We start from the raw sequence: 18,282 nt of genomic DNA, 5'->3' as shown, positions 1-18,282 counted from the left end.
GCGCGCTGCCGCAGCGCGCAGAAGGTCGGAGATGGATGAGGGCACGATGTATCTTTCGTGGAGATGTTTGGATGGCAGGAATGATGCTTTTCGCACATCGATCTGAATAGACGATTTATTGAGATACAAAGCATCTGTATTTGAGATACTCTGCGCACCATGCTCGACGGCGTCTCACTCGACCAACTCAGAACCTTCATCGCCGCGGTCGACGAAGGCAGCTTTTCCGCAGCGGCAAGAAAGCTGAACCGCGTGCAGTCAGCGGTGAGCGGCTGGATCGCGTCGCTCGAAGACCAGGTAGGGGTGGTGCTCTTCGACCGGTCCGGGCGTTTTCCCAGGCTCACACCCGAGGGCGTGCTTCTGCTGGCCGACGCGCGCAACGTGGTCGCGGGCGTCGATACCCTGAAGGCCAGGGCGAAACTCATGTCCTCGGGGCTGGAAGCGGAACTCTCCGTTGTCGTGGATGTGTTCTTCCCCACCGACGTCATCAGCGAAGCCATCAAGGCCTTCGCCGGCCGATTTCCGTTCACGCCCCTGAGGCTTTTTGTCGAGGCGCTGGGCGCAGCCTACCAACCCATACTCGACGGGCGCTGCAACATGGGCATCCTGGGTGCGCTCCCCATGGAGTTCCCCTCGTTGCTCAGGGAGCGCCTCTGCGAAATCTCCCTTGTGATGGTGGCTGCGGCCGAGCATCCGCTCGCGAGCTTCGATCGCCGGATTCCCCGAAGCGAACTCGGCAAGCACGTGCAGCTGGTCCTCACGGACCGCTCCGAGCTGATGACGGGGCGCGACTACGGCGTGGTGTCGCCCACGACCTGGCGCCTGGGCGACCTGTCGACCAAATACGCATTCCTGAAGGACGGCATGGGCTACGGCAGCATGCCAAGGCACATGGTGGACAGAGACATCGCGCGAGGCTCGCTCGTCGTACTCGATGTCGACGACATCCCGCCCGGGGGCTTTCCGCTGACGACTTCCGCCGTCTATCCCGCCGCCCAACCGCCAGGCCCCGCAGGCAGATGGCTCATTGATCATCTGAAGCGGCAGTGTGCCGACCGCTCCTGACCCGCGTGCGGCCGACGTCTCGTCGCGCGCTTGCCAGCCTTCGCCAGGCGATCCTTGAACTTGACCGTCTGCCCGGCGAATGCAGCGCGCCTGGGCTGCAAGCCTGTTACGACGGATCGAGCCGGCCACTTTGGCAATGCGCTGAATCGTTTCGCGCAGCGTAAGGGTCCCACGCGGTCCTTAATTGATCGAGGGGAGGCAGAGGGGTAACTTCGATTCCCAGACACGGCGCTCTTTCTTTCCCCCTTCTGTTCCGGGCGCCGTCATCGGAAAGCAAAGCGAATGACCACATGGGACACCGCGCAACTCGCGCGCAACGCGCGGCTGCGGGCAGGCGCACCGTATGCCAAAGGCAAGCACGTCGCGGCCAGCGACGCGACGGCGTTGCTGGAGGCCGTGCTCCAGCCGGGCGACCGCGTCTGCCTGGAAGGCGACAACCAGAAGCAGGCCGAGCTGCTGGCGGCCGCGCTGGCAGCCGTGGACAGCGCCAAGGTCCACGACCTGCACATGGTGCAGTCGGGCGTGGTGCTGCCCGAGCACCTGGACGTGTTCGAGCGCGGCATCGCCAAGCGGCTGGACTACGCCTACTCGGGCCCGCAGTCGCAGCGCATCGCCAGGATGCTGTTCGGCGGAAAGATCCAGCTCGGCGCGGTGCACACCTACCTGGAGCTGTTTGCGCGCTACTTCATCGACCTCACGCCGCAGGTGGCGCTGATCGCCGCCGTGAGCGCCGACCGCGAAGGCAACCTCTACACCGGCCCCAACACCGAAGACACGCCCACCGTGGTGGAGGCGACGGCGTTCAAGGACGGCGTGGTCATCGCGCAGGTCAACGAGGTCGTCGACAAGCTGCCCCGCATCGACATTCCGGCCGACTGGGTGCACTTCGTGGTCGAGAGCGGCAAGCCCTTCTACGTGGAGCCGCTGTTCACCCGCGACCCGGCCGCCATCACCGAGACGCAGATCCTCACCGCCATGCTGGCGATCAAGGGCATCTACGCGCCCTACGGCGTCAAGCGCCTGAACCACGGCATCGGCTTCAACACCGCGGCCATCGAGCTTTTGCTGCCGACCTACGGTGAACGCCTGGGCCTGAAGGGCAAGGTGGCCAGCCACTGGGCGCTCAACCCGCACCCGACCATGATCCCGGCCATCGAATCGGGCTGGGTCGAGCAGATCCACAGCTTCGGCTCCGAAGTGGGCATGGACGACTACATCCGCGCGCGCCCCGACATCTACTTCACCGGCCCCGACGGCTCGCTGCGCTCGAACCGCGCGTTCTGCCAGACGGCAGGGCTCTACGCCTGCGACATGTTCATCGGCTCCACGTTGCAGATCGACCTGCAGGGCCACTCCTCGACCGTGACCGCCGACCGCGTGGCCGGCTTCGGCGGCGCGCCCAACATGGGCAGCGACGCGCGCGGACGGCGCCACCCCAGCGCCCCCTGGCTGCAGGCCGGCAAGGAGGCCGACCCCGACAGCCCGCCCGCGCTGCGGCGCGGCCGCAAGCTGGTGGTGCAGATCGGCGAGACCTTCGGCGACAAGAACGTGCCGCTCTTCGTGGAGCACCTCGACGCCCTGCGCCTGGCCGAGAAGCTCGACCTGGACCTGGCGCCGGTGATGGTCTACGGCGACGACGTGACCCACATCGTGACCGAGGAAGGCATCGCCAACCTGCTGCTGTGCCGCGACCGCGACGAGCGCGAGCAGGCCATCCGCGGGGTTGCCGGCTACACCGAGATCGGCCGCCGGCGCGACGCGAAGATGGTCCAGCGCCTGCGCGAGCGCGGCGTGATCCGCCGCCCGGAGGACCTGGACATCGACCCGATGGACGCCGACCGCCGCATGCTCGCTGCGCGCTCCATCAAGGATCTTGTGAAGTGGTCCGGCGGCCTCTATGCGCCCCCCTCCAAGTTCAGAAACTGGTAAGGAAACAGATCGATGGAACAACTCAATTTTCGGCACGCGGCGCGCCAGCGCGCGGCGGGGTCCAGGCCCCAGGCCATCGTGGGCGTGGTCGCCTCCGGCAACCTGGAAGTGCTGGTGGAGCGGCTGCTGCCCGACAGCGAATGCGAGGTCGACATCCGCACCGCGGCCGAAGGCTTCGCCGAGGTCTGGCAGGCCGTGGTCCAGGACTTCGTCGAACGCCGTTCGCCGGGAGGGCTCAAGCTGTCCGTGAACGATGGCGGTGCCCGCCCCGACACCGTCGCGCTTCGGCTGGCACAGGCGGTGCGCGCCGTGGAAGGAGACCCGTCATGAACGCCCTCGTGCACCACGACGACCAGCGGCTTGCGGCCAGCTGGTACGAAGCGTCCGCGCGACAGCGTGTGGACGGCCTGCTCGACGCGGGCAGCTTCGAGGAGTTCATCGGCCCCGAACTGCGCGAGACCAGCCCACACCTGCCGCTGTTCGACCTGCCGCAGCAGTTCGACGACGGCATGGTCGTGGGCCGTGGCCGACTCGACGGTGCGCCGGTGCTGGTGGCCGCGCAGGAGGGCCGCTTCATGGGCGGCGCCTTCGGCGAGGTGCATGGCGCCAAACTCACGGGCCTGCTGCGCGCCGCGCGCGACATCGGCACGGTGCCGGTGCTGATCCTGTTCGACACCGGCGGCGTACGCCTGCAGGAGGCCAACGCAGGCGAACTCGCGATCGCGGAGATCATCCGGGCCCTGCTGGACGCGCGCCTGGCCGGCGTGCCGGTGGTCGGCCTGATCGGCGGGCGCGCCGGCTGCTATGGCGGCGGCGGCCTGATCGCGGGGTGCTGCTCTGCGCTGGCCGTCTCCGAACAGGGCCGCATCAGCGTGTCCGGCCCGGAGGTCATCGAGACCAACCGCGGCGTGGAAGAGTTCGATGCCAGGGACCGCGCGCTGGTGTGGCGCACCATGGGCGGCAAGCACAGGCGGCTGATCGGTGGCGCCGAGCGGTTCGTGGACGACACCATGGACAGCTTTCGCACGGCGGCGGGCGAGCTGGTCCGGCTCGCCTCGACACCCGACGAGGCCACCCTCGAGGCCGAGCAGGCCCGCCTGGAGCGGCGCATCGAACGCTTCGGCGAATGCCATGACGCACTGGACGTCTGGCAGGCGCTGGGCGCCGATCACCCCGCCGCCATTCCCGGCATGCCCTTCGAGGCATTCGTCGCCCTGGCCAACCGACTGCAGGAGCCTTGCCATGACGCTCGCTGAAATTCTCGCTTCGCTCTTTCCGAAGGGCCACCAGGTGGCGCTCGAGGACGGCCTGCTGTCGGGCAAGGGCCCGCGTGCCGACGGCACGGAAATCGCCGTCATCGGCGTCGACGGCCGCAAGGCCATCGGCATCGACGAGGCAGCCTGGCTCGCGCGCAAGGTGCTGGACACGCTCAGAGCCGGGGGCACGACACCGATCCTGGTGCTGATCGACAGCGACAGCCAGCGCATGAGCAAGCGCGACGAGATGCTGGGACTCAGCGAGTACCTTGCGCACCTCGCCAAGTGCCTGAACCTCGCCGACGCGCGCGGCCACGCGACCGTCGGCCTCCTCTACGGCCATACCGCTGCGGGGGCCTTCATTGCCACCGCGCTGTCGACCCGAACGCTGTTGGCACTGCCAGGGGCGGAGCCGACGGTGATGGACCTGCCGTCCATGTCGCGCGTGACCAAGCTGCCCATCGAAGTGCTCCAGGAAAAAGCCAAGTCCACCCCGGTCTTCGCGCCCGGCCTGGACAACCTGATGCAGACCGGTGCGGTGGCGTCCGTGCTGGACCCCGGGCGCCCGCTCGACCGCCAGCTCGACGACGTGCTGAAAGCCCTGCCCCCGCAAGGCGCGCAGTCACCGGACCTGCGCGACCAGCTTGGCAAGGCGCGCAATGGCCGCCCGAAGGCCGTCGACATTGCAAGGCGTGTGCATGAACTGGCCCACCCTGCCCTCTGACGTGCGCCTGCCGCGGCACCATCTGGTGCGGGTTGCTCCGCCCGCCTGGGCCGTGCTGGTGGCATCGCGCAACGACCTGGCCAACGAACCCCTGATCGACAGCTGGGCACACCGTGGCTGGCCACTCATCGTGCGGCGCCGCTCACCGGGCGAACGCGGCGACGCATCGTGGCTGCCGCTGGGCCTGCCCCTGCCCCCCAGCGCCGGCAAGCGGCGCATCGCCTTGCAGGTGCAGGCCAGCCACATCGCCTCGGTCTCGGCGCTGCCACAGCTGTGCGAGGTCGTCACGTCGGCCCCGCAGGCGTGGCACCCTGCCCTGCAGCAGCTCCTGGCTGTCAGTGATCATTTCGGCGTGCAGACCCGGGTGTTCGGCAGCCTTGCCTGGCAATGGCTGACCGGGCTGGACTATCTGAACCAGGGCTCGGACATCGACCTGACCTGGACGCTGCCCCGCAGCGAGCGCATCGAGGAGTTTCTGGGGGCAGTGGCCGACATCGACGCCACAGCACCGATGCGCGTGGACGGCGAGCTGGTCCGAGCCGACGGAACGGGCGTCAACTGGCGCGAACTGCATGCGCGCAGCGCGGAGGTGATGCTCAAGACTGCGACCGACCCGCTCCTGTGCTCCCGTTCGCAATTCCTGGAGGCCGTCGCATGAACGCGGCAGCGACGGCAGCGACCGGCTCGGCCGCGGTTCGCCACGACGGAGCACGCGCCTATGCGGAACATGTAGGTGCAGTAGCCGAGCGCAGCCTTCAACTGGAGGTGCGCACCTGGCCGAAGCCGGGGCTGGTCAGCCACGTCGACGCGGGCAGCCACACGGACATGGACGCAGGGACCTTTCACCGCAGCGCCGCGGCACTTCGCCCATTCTTCGTGGAACTGGCCGAGGCCGGCCTGCAGGACCAGGGCATGACCGCACTGAGAAAGATCGGCCTGCGCGCAGAGTGTGCGATGACGGCCGCGACCGGTGGGGTGAACACACATCGCGGGGCCATCTTCGGGCTGGGCCTGCTGTGCGCCGCAGCCGGCCTGCGGGCTCGTCGCGGCATGGAGGGTGAAGCCCGGCAGTCCCTGGGCGACACCGTAGCGCGCCGCTGGGGCCCGGACATTCTTGCCGGGCCGCGGCCCAGCGACAGCCATGGCGAGGCTGTGAAGCGCCGCTACGGCGCAGGCGGCGCCCGGCAGGAAGCTGCCCTGGGCTTTCCGAGCGTCTACAACGTCGGCATGCCCGCCTTGCGCCGCGCCGCGCAACTGGCACCGCACGATGCACAGGCCGCAAGGGTGCAGGCATGCTTTGCGCTGATTGCCCAGTTGGAGGACACCAACCTGTTGCACCGCGGCGGTGCCGCCGGCCTGCGCTTCGCCCAGCGAAGCGCGCTCGCCTTCCTGGCCGCCGGCGGCGTCGGGCGCACCGGCTGGCGCCAGGTCGCGGAGAAGATTCACCGCGCTTTCGTGGCACGCCGGCTGAGCCCGGGCGGCGCAGCGGACCTGCTGGCGATGAGCCTTTTTGCAATGGCGATCGAACAGGAGCCCGCCGCGTGACACTCGCCATCCTGTGCCCGGGGCAAGGCAGCCAGAACGCCGGCATGTTCTCGTTGACAGGCGCGGCCGCCGAAGCGCAAGGGCTCTTCACCCATGCTGCCGACCTGCTCGGGCACGACCCGCGCACCTGGGTGCGCGAAGCCGCCACCGAAGCGCTGCACGAGAACCGCTCGGCGCAGTTGCTGTGCACGCTGCAGGCCCTCTGCGCCTGGGCCGCGCTGTCGAACGCGTTATCGCCGCGCTGCTGCATCGCGGGCTACAGCGTGGGCGAAATGGCAGCGTGGCATATCGCAGGCTTGACGACCGCGACCGACACGCTCGACCTCGTCGCCGCGCGCGCCGACGCCATGGACGCCGCACAACGAGCCAAGCAAGGGGAACAAGGTCTTCTGTTCGTGCGCGGCCTCGAACGGGCCAACATCGATCGGCTTTGCGCACACCGTCAAGCTGCGGTCGCCATCGTCAACCCCGGCAACGCATGGGTGCTGGGCGGCATGCGCGACGCGCTCGCGGACATCGCTGCGCAGGCTCTGGCCCAAGGTGCGGCACGGGTCGTGCCGGTCGATGTGAAGGTGGCCTCGCACACATTCCTGATGGGTGAGGCCACGGCCTCTTTCAGGAACACCCTCGCGGGCACCGCCATGGCACGCTCCCCGCGCCCGGGTGCGCGCCTGTTCAGCGGCATCGACGGCGAAGTGGTGCTGGGCGCCGCGCAAGGCGCAGAGAAGCTGGCACTGCAGATCTCCCAGACCGTGCAATGGGCCTCGTGCCTGGAAGCCTGCGTCGAAGCCGGCGCCACGGCCTTCTTCGAACTCGGTCCGGGCCGCGCACTCAGCGAGATGGTTTCCGGTGCGTACGCGGGCGTCGATGCGCGCAGCCTCGACGATTTCAAGACGCTGCAGGGCGCGCGCGACTGGCTTGTGCGCACGCAGTCACGCGCGTAGAAAAGGCGGCACAGGCAGCATGGGCTCAGGAGAGCTCGGCCTTCGCGCCGCGGCACACCGCCAGCAGCGCCAGCAGGTTGGGGTCGCGCTCCCGCGTGCGCAGGAAGCTGACCGCCAGCGTCTGGCGCATCAGGTACTTGGGCTGCACCGGAATCAGCTGCACGTTCTGCGAGAACACGTCTCGTACGCGCCCCGGCAATAGCGTGCAGCCGATGCCGCCGCTCACCAGGTTCATCAGCGAGAAGATGTCGCCGGTCTGCATCACCACGTTCGGCGTGAAGCCGGCCACGCGAAACGCCTCCACGAAGCCGTTGTACGTGGCGAAGCCTTCCTTCAGGCTGACGAACTTCTCTTCGGCGCAGGTGCTCAGGTCCACACGCTTGTGTCGCGCATAGCGCGAGCCCACGGGGGCGGCGAAATGGATTTCGTCGTCGAACAGCGGCTCCGACACCAGGTCGGCCTCGCCTTCGGGCAACGCCATCAGGGCCGCGTCGATGGCGCCGTCGCGCAGCTTCTGCAGCAGGTCGGCGTTGGAGCCGAGCACGAGTTCGGTCTCCAGCGCCGGCTTGCGCACCTTCATGTGGATGAGCACCGTCGGCACCGTGCGGATGGTGAGCGAATAGAGCGACCCGATGCGGATGCGGTCGGCCGAATAGCCGGCCACCTCGCGCGTGGCCCGCACGCCCTGCGCCAGCGTCTGCAGCACCTCGCGTGCCACCTCGGCCAGCGTTTGCGCGGCCTCGGTCGGATGCAGGTTGCGGCCCTCGTGCCGGAACAGCGCACAGCGCACGCCCGACTCCAGCGAGTGCAGGGCACGATGCACGCTCACGGGGCTTACGTCCAGCAGCTCGGCGGCGCGCGCCAGGTTGCCCGTTTCCATGAACGCGATCAGCGTTTCGAGCTTGCGGAAGGTGATTTCTTCATCGATGCGAGGTTGCATGCTGGGCCCGGGAGTGAATGGCGCATCGTAGCGATTCGAGGTGTTTCCTGAGGTGTCGAAGGCCAGGCCCCATCGGCTGCCGGCGCACCCGGCGGTTCGCGCACTCGCTCAAGGCAAATGCCTCACCGTTCCGGCCTGCCAGCCTTGCGTCGACCCGCGGGCGAAGTCCGCCCAGATCTGGCGCATGCCCCTGCCGAGTGCTTCGATGTCTGTCCAGCGGGCCTTGCCAAGTTCCGGCGCCGCCGACCAGGCTTGCGCGCTGCCGAGCAGGAAGGGCAGATCGATGCAATGGCAGGCACCGAATCCGGTCTCCGGCGATTGCCAGTCGAAGCGAAACAGGTAGGCATTGCGGCCCCTCGCGGCGACCTCCTGAACCAGGCTGCGCGCGCCTCCTTCGAACAGCACGTTCATCTGGGTCGTCTCGGCCGCGTAGCGCACTTCGGTCCCGGGTGCCGCGGCAACGTGCTTGTTCAGAAGAACGAAAGGCAGCGCGTCGTCCTTGCACCATCCAGCGATGGTGTCGACGGCAGACCCCGAAGGCGTGTCGGGTGAGACAGGGGCCCAGACGATCAGCTGGTTCAACGTTGCAGCGAGCCGGCCCTGGGCTGCAATGAGGTCGTCGACGCCCGCGGCGCGAGGGTCCTGCCCGAGTTCGGCGAGGAACATCGCCGAGACCCGGTCTGCTTCGTCCCGCGTGCGGGCGGCGCCGTTGGCTCCGCTGTGCAGGATGGCACGCTGAAACAAGCTGCCTCCGTGGCCCCAGGCCAGCATCGCCACGATCGAGAACCCGCCTGCCGACTGCCCGAACACCGTCACGTTGTCCGGATTGCCACCGAATTGCGAGATGTGCGTCTTGACCCATTGCAGCGCCGCAACCTGGTCCGCCATTGCGGGGCTGGGTCCGGTGCTCGACGGAAACTGCAGGTAACCGAACACGCCGAGGCGGTAGGTCACCGACACCACGACGACGTCCTGCTCCGCGGCCAGTTTGTCCCCGTCGTGCCACGGCAACTCGCCGCCGCCGGTGACGAAGCCCCCGCCATGGATGAACACCATCACCGGGCGCCGGCCCACGGCGCCCGGCGTGAACACCGACAGCACCTGGCAGTGCTCGTCGACGTCCATGGGTGCAAGCGGTCCTTGCACGACTTCCAGGCGCGAAGGCGACTGCGGGCAGATCGGACCGCGTTCGGTGTGACGCCTGCCGTCCCAGGCCAGGACTTCGGGCTGCTCGAATCGCTCGGCATGCGCATATCGGATGTTGCGAAAAATCTCGACTTCGGTGGTCATTGCTCGTCCTTCACGATCATTGAGGTTTGGGAAACGCCGGCAACGCGGCGCAGTTGGCTTTTCCTGAACACGATCGTGCCGGCCCGGCGCGATGCCATCAATATCGGTTCCGGCCGGAAAGTTAGCTTGAGAGAAACGGTTCGGGCGTTCGAGAAGCGCCGCCCGTGCGCGCGCACTCAGCGGGTCGCAGCCCTCATGCTGCGACGCACGGCGAGCAAGGCCAGCAGATTGGGATCGCGCTCCCTTGTGCGCAGAAAGCCGAGAACGACACGCTGACGCAGCAGGTCCCTGGGCTGCAGGGGGATCAACTTGACCCTTTGCGGAACGCTACACGGCAGCTGGCCCCGAGGGACTGCTACAGCAAAATTCGCCCGCCGGAATCTACACGCTGCAGCGGTGAGTCCAAACGGGATGCGCAGCACCGTCTGCGACGTTCGGCAACTCGATTCAGTTGTACGGGATGAAAGAAAACGCCATGGGCGCATCGAGTTCGAAATCAAGCGGGAGCCCCACGATGCGCGGAGGCTGGGTCTTCCCGTGGACGCCCATCACGTTGGGAACGTAGGAATCCGGATTGGCAATCGGTGTGTTGCTGGCGAAGTACTTGCTCTGGATGAAAAAGTAGCCGAGTTCCTCTGTAGAGACCAAGTTCCAGAGCTGCCGATCCTTGATGGCCTCCGCGGCGGACTCCATCGTGATCTTCGGCTCGGCCAGTGCGTCGCTTGCCTGTGCGTCACTGGCCTGGATGGTCATGACGAGGCCCGAGCCCATGGTGGTCTGGAGGTACCACCACCCGGAGTCTTCGAGCGAGGGAATGAACTCCCAGAGCTGGTTGTGCACGCCGGGATCCCCCAATCCTTTTTTGGCGTAGAGGATGACGTCCGCGCCGGGTTTGCTGCTGGCAGCGTCGACGTCGAGCACCTGGTTGTCTCCACCCTTGTGCTGGATGAAGAACTGCTGCCCATGACCGGGAGTCGGTTTGGGTTTCACATCGCTCTCAGGAGCGGATGGCGTTCTGGCCGTCGGCGCGGGGGTACCTGCAACCGACCTGGTCACAGGCTTCGGCGTCTGGCTGTCGATGTTCCAGTACGTCCCGATCAACGCAACCGCGTCGTCGATGTTCACTTCCTTGCCGTGGCGCTGCAGCAGGGCGATCGCCTGGGCGTTGGTCGAATTCTCGGGAATGAAACAGGGCAGCCGCGGGTTGATGTTGACGTAGCGTTCGCCCAGCAGCATCTTGGCGAGGTTCGGCATGACCTCCGCCGATGTGCCGTTAAGGCTGAGGTCCAGAACCGGCGAAGAGACGCTCTGGTTCATGAGAAATGGCGTCACGTTGTCGAACGGGTTGCCATCGCCCTGCATCCACTGCCTGGCGCCCCAGTCGTGCGTGTCGCTTTGCAACCAATAGGGCATGAGTCCGGTGCCGATCGTGATGGCGACGATGTTCTCGAGCGGATGGCCGTTGCGTACTGCCAGGCAGATCGCAGCGACTGTCGGATCGTGGTTGAAGAAAGCCCCATCGACGTTGCCGTCCATCGATCCGAGTTGACCTGGCATCGCGCCGCTGGACGTTGCCGCCTTCGCAATCGTCGTGTCGCTGTTCCCGAACAGGCCGTCAAGCTTGTCGCGCTCGGTTCCGAGCATGTTGGTGAACATCATCGGACCCCAGGGCGTGGGCATCATCTTGTTGTCGATGTCGGTCGTGACCTTGCCGACGTTGAACGACACAAGAAGTACATCCCGCTCGAGCTCGGCAACTGTCGGAACCTTGCGACCCAGTTTCAGGTAGGCGTCTTCCTGGGAGGCAAGAACCTTGTCGATGGAGTAAGCGGGGGTACTCGGATCGGGATTCATGGCGTCGTAGAAGCCAAGTTCCCCGCCAGTGAACAGGTCGACCAGGTCCTTCGGCGACTTGCCAGCAAGCAGCTCGCTCGTGATGATCGCGCCCGTCGAGCATCCGGCCAGCATCTGGGTCCGGTTCAGAACGCCGTTGTGCACGGCATCGAGCCGCTCCAGGATGGTGGCCGACATCAGGCCACGAATGCCTCCGCCGACGAACGACAGAATGGTATAGACGGGTTTCGATGGGTCCACGAGCACTCCTTCAGCGGGGTCAACCCCAAGACGGGGAGCGAAGTGTCCGGCAACGTGCTTCACGTCGATACGCTCGGAATCCCGCTGAAGAAGAGTGTCGTAATTCCAGCAGATGCGATATGCACTGCGCGAGGCGGGCAGAGCCACCTCTATGGCGATGGTGGATCGGCACCACTCCCACCATCCTTGCCGACACCAGCAACACGCTGTTGCCGTGCAGTGTCTTGCGCATGTTCAACATCGCGAAGCCGAGGTCGCAGCGGCCACTTTGAACCCTATCGATCACGGTGGCAGTGCTGTGCGTGTGCATGGAGCCGAGCGTCTCGGGTGTTCACTCGTGAAGCTCGCGATGCTGTGAGGCAGGAAGGAAAGCGCCATGGCAGGCGCAGCTGCGAGCTGTACTGCAGGGGCGGACAACAGCCGTCGTCGATTCTTCGACCCGACCGATCGTGGCGTCGACGACCTGCTTGCGACACTCGCCTCCCCCCCTTACCAGCGCACCCGCACGCCCACCGACGCGTTGACCGAGCTCTTCACGCGCGCCGCACCGCCTGTGGCCCACAGCTTGCCGAGCTCGCCGTAGATCGCGGTGCGCTCGCCGAGCGCGAGCGTTACGCCGCCGGCCACTTCGGTGCTGGTCGATCCGGTCTCGCTGCGGATGGCCGTGCTGCCGCCCAGGCTCAGGAACTGCGCCACGTCTGCACCGCCCGACGCGTGCAGCACGTTGATGCGGCCGTAGGGCTGAAGGGTGCCGGCGCCGGTAGTGATCTCGCCCTTCACGCGCACCCCGGCGCGCACGATGAGGCCGTCGTTCGAGTCCTGCGTGACCAGCGCACCCACGATGCCCGCATCGTCCATGCGCAGGCTCTGGTGGACGAGTTGCAGCTGCGGCTCCGCGGTCCAGCCGCCGCCGATGCCGAAGGCCTTGCCCACCTCCAGCGAGGCCAGCAGGCTCCTGCCCTTGCCCGAACTGCCGAAGCTCGCGATCGGCTGCACGCTGTAGCGGTGCTCGCCAGCCTGCAGCACGGCATCAGCGTGCCAGCCACTGTCACCGCTCCATGTGGCGTACGCGCCGATGTAGCGGCTGCGCAGGTCGTTGGTGCCCACGTCCAGCCCCTGGATGCCACGCGCAAAGCCGCTCACGCGGATATTGCCCTGAAGCTGGCCGACGTAGACGCCAGCGCGCCAGTCCGCATCGGCCCACAGGTCGGTGCCGGCCTGGAAGCCGTTCAGGCGCCCATCGCTGCGCGCGTTCGCGGTGCCGCGCTGGCTCACGTCGATGTCGGTGCTGATCACGCGGCCCCAGGCGCGGCGGCCGCGCGGGGCGGTGCCTTCGAGGCGGTCGGCGGCGTCGCTCGCAACGCTTCGCGCATCCTCTCCGCCGCGCAGGTGCAGGTTGCCCAGCATCGCGAGATTGCCCCCGCGCAGCTGCTGCGCGAGGGCGGCGTACATCGGCACTTCGATGCGGTAGGTGGGCAGGCCGCCGGGAACGCCCGGGCCACCGGGGTTGCCGGGGCCGCCCGGTGTGCCGCCGCTGGCGGTGGTGGAGCGCAGGTACCAGTTCTCGCCGGCGCCGCTGGCGTCCGCGGCGTGCAGCCGGTATTCGTAGGCGCCTGCATCGACGTGCCCGCCGGCGAGCGCAAAGGCGTCCTTGGTGGTCTGCGCAGTGGTGGTCGCGCCGTTGAGCGCGCTGATCACCTCGATGCCGTTGCCGCTCGTGAGCGCGCCCAGGCCGCCCAGGTTGACGATCTGCACCGTGGTGCGGCCGCTCGCCGTGGCGCCGGCGCCGTCGAGCACCAGCCGGTCCGAAGGGCCCGCGGCATTGAGCACCGTGGCCAGCCGCAGGACGCCGTTGTTGCCGCTGTACAGCCCGTTGACGATGAGCGTGGTGCCCGGTGCGGCGCCCGCCAGCGAGACGGTGCCGCTGTTGGCCAGCGAGGCCACCGTCTGGTTGAAGCCGCCCAGATCGAGCGTGGCGCCGGCCGCCACGCTGTGCGCCGAGGCCGCGCTCAGTGCGTTGGCCGTGCCCGCGCTCAGCGTGCCCGCGTTCACCTGCGTCGCGCCCGCATAGGTGTTGGCGCCCGTCAGCTTGAAGTTGCCCGTGCCCTGCTTGACCACGCCGCCGGCACCCGTCACGGCGCCGGCGAAGGTGGTGCTGGTGTTGTCGCCGCCGGTCGTGAGCGTGGCGCTGCCGAGCTTGACCTCGCCGCCCGCGCTGCCGCCACCCGCGAGCGAACCGATGCTCTGGTCGAAGCCGTTCAGGTCGAGCGTGGCGCCTGCCTTGTCGGCCAGTGCGATCGGTGCCGCCGCGTTCAGAAGGCCCGGCGCGCCCAGGCGCAGCGTGCCCTCGGCGATGGCAGTAGCGCCGGTGCGGGTGCTCGTGCCTGCGAGCGTGAGCGTGCCCGCGCCCGACTTGACCAGGTTGCCGCTGCCGCTAAGGGCGCCGCTGGCGACCAGGTCCAGGCCCGCGTCGGCGATCTCGATGCTGCCGCCCCCCGCGCCGATGTCCAGATTGCGCGCGGTGCCGGTGAAGCCGGTGCCCGTGACCCGCAGGCGCCCGCCGCTTTCCAGCACGACGTTGCCGGCGGCAGCGCCGAGGTTGTTGTCCGCGGACACGGAGAGCACGCCCGCCTGCACCGCGGTGCCGCCGCTGTAGGTGTTGGCACCGCCCAGCACCAGCGTGCCGTCGCCGGTCTTCGCGATGCCCGCGGTGCCGGCGATGGCGTTGTTCACCGTGGCGGTGTAGCCGGCCGAACCTGCGCCGCCGTCGCCCACGCGAATCTCGGCGCGGGCACCGCCGCCCGCGCCGGTGAGCGTGAGCGCATCGCCGGCCAGCGTGTAGCCGCTGCTCGCGAACTGCATGCCGGCGGCCTGTACCGCGCCCCCGGTGTTGTCCACCGTCACCGAGCCCGGCGCGCCGGTGAAGATCGCGAAGCCCGGCTGCGGCTGCATCGGCGCGCTGACGGTGCCCACGGTGTCGGTCCACACCGGCGCGGTGGTCGACCAGGTGCCGGTGCCGCCGCCCGATTGCGTCGGACTCGCCAGGCCGTTCGCGTTCCAGAAGTTCAGCGTCATGCCGGTGGTGTTGACGAGCATGAAGCGCTTGTCGGCGGCCAGGTTCTGCAGGGAAAGGGCGCTGCCGCCCGGCACGCCGCCCAGCGCCAGCGTGCCGCCGCCGGTGAGCGCGCCGCCGTAGTCCACGAGCCGGTACACGCCGGGGCCGAAGCCGCCGGCATTCGTCACGTTCAGGGTGGTGTTACCCGCGATGAGCAGGTCGCCGCCCACGCTCACGCTGTCGCTCTGGCCGGACGTGGCGAAGTCGGGGCCGGGCGCGCCGAACTGGTAGTCGAACACGCTGCCGTTGGCCAGCGACAGCTTGCCGCCAATGGTGAGCGTGCCCATCGCGCCGGCTCCGTTGCCCGGCGCCAGCACGGCCGTGGCGTTGAGCGTGACGTCGCCGCCGATGCGGCCGTTGCCCGACAGCGTGCCGCCGTTCTGTACCGTGACCGCGCCGTTCCCGGTCGCGCTGCCCGCCACGTTGCCCACCTGCAGCGTGCCGCTGCTGACCACCGTCGGCCCCGTGTAGTTGCTGGCGCCGTTCAGCGCGAGGGTGCCGGTGCTGCCCATCGAGATCCCGCCGGTGCCGTTGATCGTGCCGCCCAGGGTGATGTTCCTGGCGCCTGCGATGCCCAGGTTAGCGTTAAGCACGACGTTGTTCGCGAGCGTCACGTCGGTGCTGGCGGCGAGCGTCGAGGTGCCGCCCACCGTCAGCGCGCCGGTGCCCAGCGCCGCGTTGTTGCCGACGCTGAGCGTGCCGGCCTGCAGGTCGATGCCGCCGCCGAAGTTGTTGGCGTTGTTCAGCGCCAGCGTGCCGGTGCCGTTCTTGACGAGCGAGCCTCCGCCGGTCACCGCGCCGTCGAACGCGATTTCCGGTGCGCCGCCCACCGTGAGCGTGGCGCCCAGCGAGACGGCGTTCGCCAGCGTGAGCGCACCGCCGGTGCTCGCGAGCGTGGCATTGCCGGTCACGCCGAGCGTGCCGGTGCCCAGCGATGTGCTGGTGCCCAGCGACAGCTTGCCGCCCGCCAGCGTCACACCGCCGCCGAAGTTGTTGGCGCTGCCCAGGGTGACGTCCGCGCCGCTGATCGCGAGCTTGCCCGCGCCGCCGATGCCGCCGTTCAGCGCGAGCGCGTTCGGGCCCGTCAGGCTCAGCGTGGCGCTCGCGCCCAGCCCGACGCTGTTGCCGAGCGCGATGCCCGGCACGCCTGCGGTCAGCGTCGCATTGGCACCGACGGCGAGCCCGCCCGTGCCCAGCGCGCCGTTGTTGCCCACGCTGAGCGTGCCGCTGCCCAGGTTGACGCCGCCCTTGAACGTGTTGGGGCCGTTCAGGGCCAGCGTGGCCGTGCCGTCGTAGCCTAGCGCGCCGGTGCCCGACACCGTACCGCCGAGCGCGATGTTGCTGGCGCCGCCGACGGCCAGGCCCGCATTGAGCACCACCGCGTTGCCCACGGCCACGTTGGCGCTGCTGTCCAGCGCCGCATTGCCGTTGACAGTGAGCGCGCCCACGCCCAGCGACGTGTTGGTGCCCAGGCGCACGCTGCCGGCCTGCAGGTTCACGCCGCCCGAGAAGTTGTTCGCATTGCCCAGCGTGAGCCGCGAGCTGCCGGTCTTCACGATGCCGCCGAGGCCGCTCATCGCGCCGTTCATTGCCAGGTCGCTACCGCCGCCGACGGTCAGCTGGGCGTTGAGATTGAATTTGTTGCCCACGCCCACCGGCGTGTTCGCCGAGAGCGAACTGGCGCCGCTGACCGTGACCGCCCCCTGGCCGAGCGCGGTGTCGTTGCCGACGGTGAGCGCGCCGCCGCCCAGGTTCATGCCGCCGGTGAAGGTGTTTGCGCCGTTGAGCGTGAGCCCCGGCGCGCCGGCCAGGCTGATGCCGCCCGCGCCGCTGATCTTGCCGTTGATCGTGAGCGCGCCACCGCCGCCGCCCCCGCCAAAGTTCAGCGTGCTGTTGAGCACGATGTTGTTGCCCAGCGCAACGCCGGCCGCGCCGGTCAGCGACCCTGCGCCGTCGACGGTCAGGTCGCCGGTGCCGAGCGCACCGCTGCTGCCCACATCGATCGCGCCGGCCTGCAAGGTGGTGCCGCCGCCGTAGTTGTTGCTGCCGGCCAGCGACAGGTTGCCGCTGGCGAGTGTCAAGCTGCCGGCGCCGCTGACGTTGCCGCCCAATGTCAGGGTGCCCGCGCCGTTGAGCGTGAGCGCGCCGTTCAGTTGCACCTGGTTGGTCAGCGTGCCGGTGAAGGCGGTGTTGAGCGAGACCGGGCCGCCCACCAGGAACAGGCCTGCACCCAATGAACTGGCCGAGCCCAGGGTGAGCCCGCCGCCATTGAGCGCCAAGCCGCCGCTGAAATCGTTGTTCCCCGACAGCGTGAGGGTGCCGGCACCGTTCTTGATGAGACCGCCGCCCCCGCTGATCGTGCCACCGAGCGTCAGGCTGTTGGGTCCCTGCACGAACAGCCCACCGGTCAGGTTGACGTTCTGTGCGAGCGTGAGTCCTCCCACGGACGCCTCGATGGCGCCGCCGCTCCCGGTCATCGTGCCGGTGCCGAAAGACAGCGCGTTGTCGAAGATCGCGGTGCCGCCGTTGAGCACGGCGGAGCCACTCACCAAAGCGCCCTGCAAGGTCCAGGTGCCGCTGTTGACGAGGAGGTTCTCGAAGTTGAGGTACTGCAGTGCGGAGACGCTTCCTGTGCCGCCGTTACCCGAGCCGGGCGGATTGACGGTGTTCTGCAGCACCAGCGTGTCGGTGCCTCCGACGCCCGCATCGACCGTGCCCCCCGCCGCGAAAGTCAGGGAGCCCGACGGCAGCGTGGGCGTGGGAATGGTGACGCCAGGCAGCGGCGTCGCCCCGCCGCTGATCGACGAACCTGTCACCGCGGTGAAGGTGTCGTTGCTGAGCGTGGTGCCCAGCGTGACGCTGCCGTTGATCGTGCCCGCGTTGGTGAAGGTGTTGCCACCGGCGGTGGGGCTCTCGAAAGCCACGCGCCCGGTGATCGTTCCGGTGTTCGTGAAGTTGACGTTGCCGCCACCGTAGACGGCCACGGCGATCGAGTTGAAGGGATCGAATTTGCCCAGCGCGCTCATGCCGATGGTGCCGCTGTTGTTAAACGTCGTGGTGCCGCTGTTGGCGATGACCGCCGCCGCGCCGAGCAGGCCGAAGGTGCCGTCGAACGTTCCTTCGATCGTGCCCTGGTTGTTGACCACGACGTTGCCGCTGGTTGGTGCGCCCAGGTTGCCGATGGCCAGAGCGCGCGTGAGCACGAGGGACCCCGCCGCATTCGAGTCGATGCTGCCCTTGTTGGTGAGCGTGATGCCGGTGCCGCCGAGCGTCATTGCCGTGCCGCCCGGCAACGTGCTCATGATCGCGCCCGTCTCCACGGTGACGTTCAGGTTGCTCGCGTTGCTGAGAAAACTGTTCGTGTTTGGCGGAAGAAGGAT

Annotated in this window: 12 protein-coding genes; 8 read left to right on the top strand and 4 right to left on the bottom strand. The window is 68.3% G+C overall.

Annotation, left to right across the window (positions count from 1 at the left end):
- Positions 1-159: 159 nt before the first annotated feature.
- The 8 genes from ACSFBM_RS17495 (at position 160) to ACSFBM_RS17460 (ending at position 7,463) form a co-directional block, all read left to right on the top strand.
- Positions 160-1,065 (top strand): LysR family transcriptional regulator, encoded by a 906-nt coding sequence (locus ACSFBM_RS17495; RefSeq protein ID WP_435485468.1) that lies wholly within the window; start codon positions 160-162, stop codon positions 1,063-1,065.
- 282 nt (positions 1,066-1,347) lie between these two features.
- Positions 1,348-2,994, top strand: a complete 1,647-nt coding sequence (gene mdcA / locus ACSFBM_RS17490; protein ID WP_435485467.1) for a malonate decarboxylase subunit alpha — start codon at positions 1,348-1,350, stop codon at positions 2,992-2,994.
- 12 nt (positions 2,995-3,006) lie between these two features.
- Positions 3,007-3,324 (top strand): malonate decarboxylase acyl carrier protein, encoded by a 318-nt coding sequence (gene mdcC, locus ACSFBM_RS17485; protein WP_435485466.1) that lies wholly within the window; start codon positions 3,007-3,009, stop codon positions 3,322-3,324.
- Positions 3,321-4,250, top strand: coding sequence for a biotin-independent malonate decarboxylase subunit beta (locus ACSFBM_RS17480; RefSeq protein ID WP_435485465.1), 930 nt, complete (start codon positions 3,321-3,323; stop codon positions 4,248-4,250). The genes mdcC and ACSFBM_RS17480 overlap by 4 nt, the downstream gene beginning before the upstream one ends.
- Positions 4,237-4,974 carry a biotin-independent malonate decarboxylase subunit gamma gene (gene mdcE / locus ACSFBM_RS17475; RefSeq protein ID WP_435485464.1) on the top strand — a complete coding sequence of 246 codons (738 nt, stop codon included), beginning with the start codon at positions 4,237-4,239 and terminating at the stop codon, positions 4,972-4,974. Before ACSFBM_RS17480 ends, mdcE begins: the two co-directional genes overlap by 14 nt.
- Positions 4,949-5,632 (top strand): malonate decarboxylase holo-[acyl-carrier-protein] synthase, encoded by a 684-nt coding sequence (gene mdcG, locus ACSFBM_RS17470; protein WP_435485463.1) that lies wholly within the window; start codon positions 4,949-4,951, stop codon positions 5,630-5,632. Before mdcE ends, mdcG begins: the two co-directional genes overlap by 26 nt.
- Positions 5,629-6,519: a triphosphoribosyl-dephospho-CoA synthase MdcB gene (gene mdcB / locus ACSFBM_RS17465; RefSeq protein ID WP_435485462.1), complete on the top strand. Its 891-nt coding sequence runs from the start codon at positions 5,629-5,631 to the stop codon at positions 6,517-6,519. Before mdcG ends, mdcB begins: the two co-directional genes overlap by 4 nt.
- Positions 6,516-7,463, top strand: coding sequence for an acyltransferase domain-containing protein (locus tag ACSFBM_RS17460; protein WP_435485461.1), 948 nt, complete (start codon positions 6,516-6,518; stop codon positions 7,461-7,463). The genes mdcB and ACSFBM_RS17460 overlap by 4 nt, the downstream gene beginning before the upstream one ends.
- Positions 7,464-7,488: 25 nt before the next feature.
- On the opposite strand, the gene ACSFBM_RS17455 is transcribed toward ACSFBM_RS17460, so the two are convergent.
- The 4 genes from ACSFBM_RS17455 to ACSFBM_RS17440 form a co-directional block, all read right to left on the bottom strand.
- Positions 7,489-8,403 carry a LysR family transcriptional regulator gene (locus ACSFBM_RS17455; RefSeq protein WP_435485460.1) on the bottom strand — a complete coding sequence of 305 codons (915 nt, stop codon included), beginning with the start codon at positions 8,401-8,403 and terminating at the stop codon, positions 7,489-7,491.
- 108 nt (positions 8,404-8,511) lie between these two features.
- Positions 8,512-9,693 carry a carboxylesterase family protein gene (locus ACSFBM_RS17450; protein ID WP_435485459.1) on the bottom strand — a complete coding sequence of 394 codons (1,182 nt, stop codon included), beginning with the start codon at positions 9,691-9,693 and terminating at the stop codon, positions 8,512-8,514.
- A gap of 447 nt (positions 9,694-10,140) precedes the next feature.
- Entirely contained in the window at positions 10,141-11,787 is a 1,647-nt protein-coding gene (locus ACSFBM_RS17445; RefSeq protein ID WP_435485458.1) for a patatin-like phospholipase family protein, read from the bottom strand.
- Between the two features lie 489 nt (positions 11,788-12,276).
- Positions 12,277-18,204, bottom strand: coding sequence for an autotransporter-associated beta strand repeat-containing protein (locus ACSFBM_RS17440; protein WP_435485737.1), 5,928 nt, complete (start codon positions 18,202-18,204; stop codon positions 12,277-12,279).
- Positions 18,205-18,282 lie beyond the last annotated feature (78 nt).

Source organism: Variovorax pasteuri, assembly GCF_051216435.1.
In the GTDB taxonomy this organism is placed as follows: Bacteria; Pseudomonadota; Gammaproteobacteria; order Burkholderiales; family Burkholderiaceae_C; genus Variovorax.
This window is presented reverse-complemented; position numbering and strand designations above follow the sequence as displayed.

Bases quoted from the DNA above. Each gene is read 5' to 3' on its own strand.
- ACSFBM_RS17495 (WP_435485468.1), top strand. From the start codon at position 160: ATGCTCGACGGCGTCTCACTCGACCAACTCAGAACCTTCATCGCCGCG.
- mdcA (WP_435485467.1), top strand. From the start codon at position 1,348: ATGACCACATGGGACACCGCGCAACTCGCGCGCAACGCGCGGCTGCGG.
- mdcC (WP_435485466.1), top strand. From the start codon at position 3,007: ATGGAACAACTCAATTTTCGGCACGCGGCGCGCCAGCGCGCGGCGGGG.
- ACSFBM_RS17480 (WP_435485465.1), top strand. From the start codon at position 3,321: ATGAACGCCCTCGTGCACCACGACGACCAGCGGCTTGCGGCCAGCTGG.
- mdcE (WP_435485464.1), top strand. From the start codon at position 4,237: ATGACGCTCGCTGAAATTCTCGCTTCGCTCTTTCCGAAGGGCCACCAG.
- mdcG (WP_435485463.1), top strand. From the start codon at position 4,949: ATGAACTGGCCCACCCTGCCCTCTGACGTGCGCCTGCCGCGGCACCAT.
- mdcB (WP_435485462.1), top strand. From the start codon at position 5,629: ATGAACGCGGCAGCGACGGCAGCGACCGGCTCGGCCGCGGTTCGCCAC.
- ACSFBM_RS17455 (WP_435485460.1), bottom strand. From the start codon at position 8,403: ATGCAACCTCGCATCGATGAAGAAATCACCTTCCGCAAGCTCGAAACG.
- ACSFBM_RS17450 (WP_435485459.1), bottom strand. From the start codon at position 9,693: ATGACCACCGAAGTCGAGATTTTTCGCAACATCCGATATGCGCATGCC.
- ACSFBM_RS17440 (WP_435485737.1), bottom strand. From the start codon at position 18,204: ATGAGCACGTTGCCGGGCGGCACGGCAATGACGCTCGGCGGCACCGGC.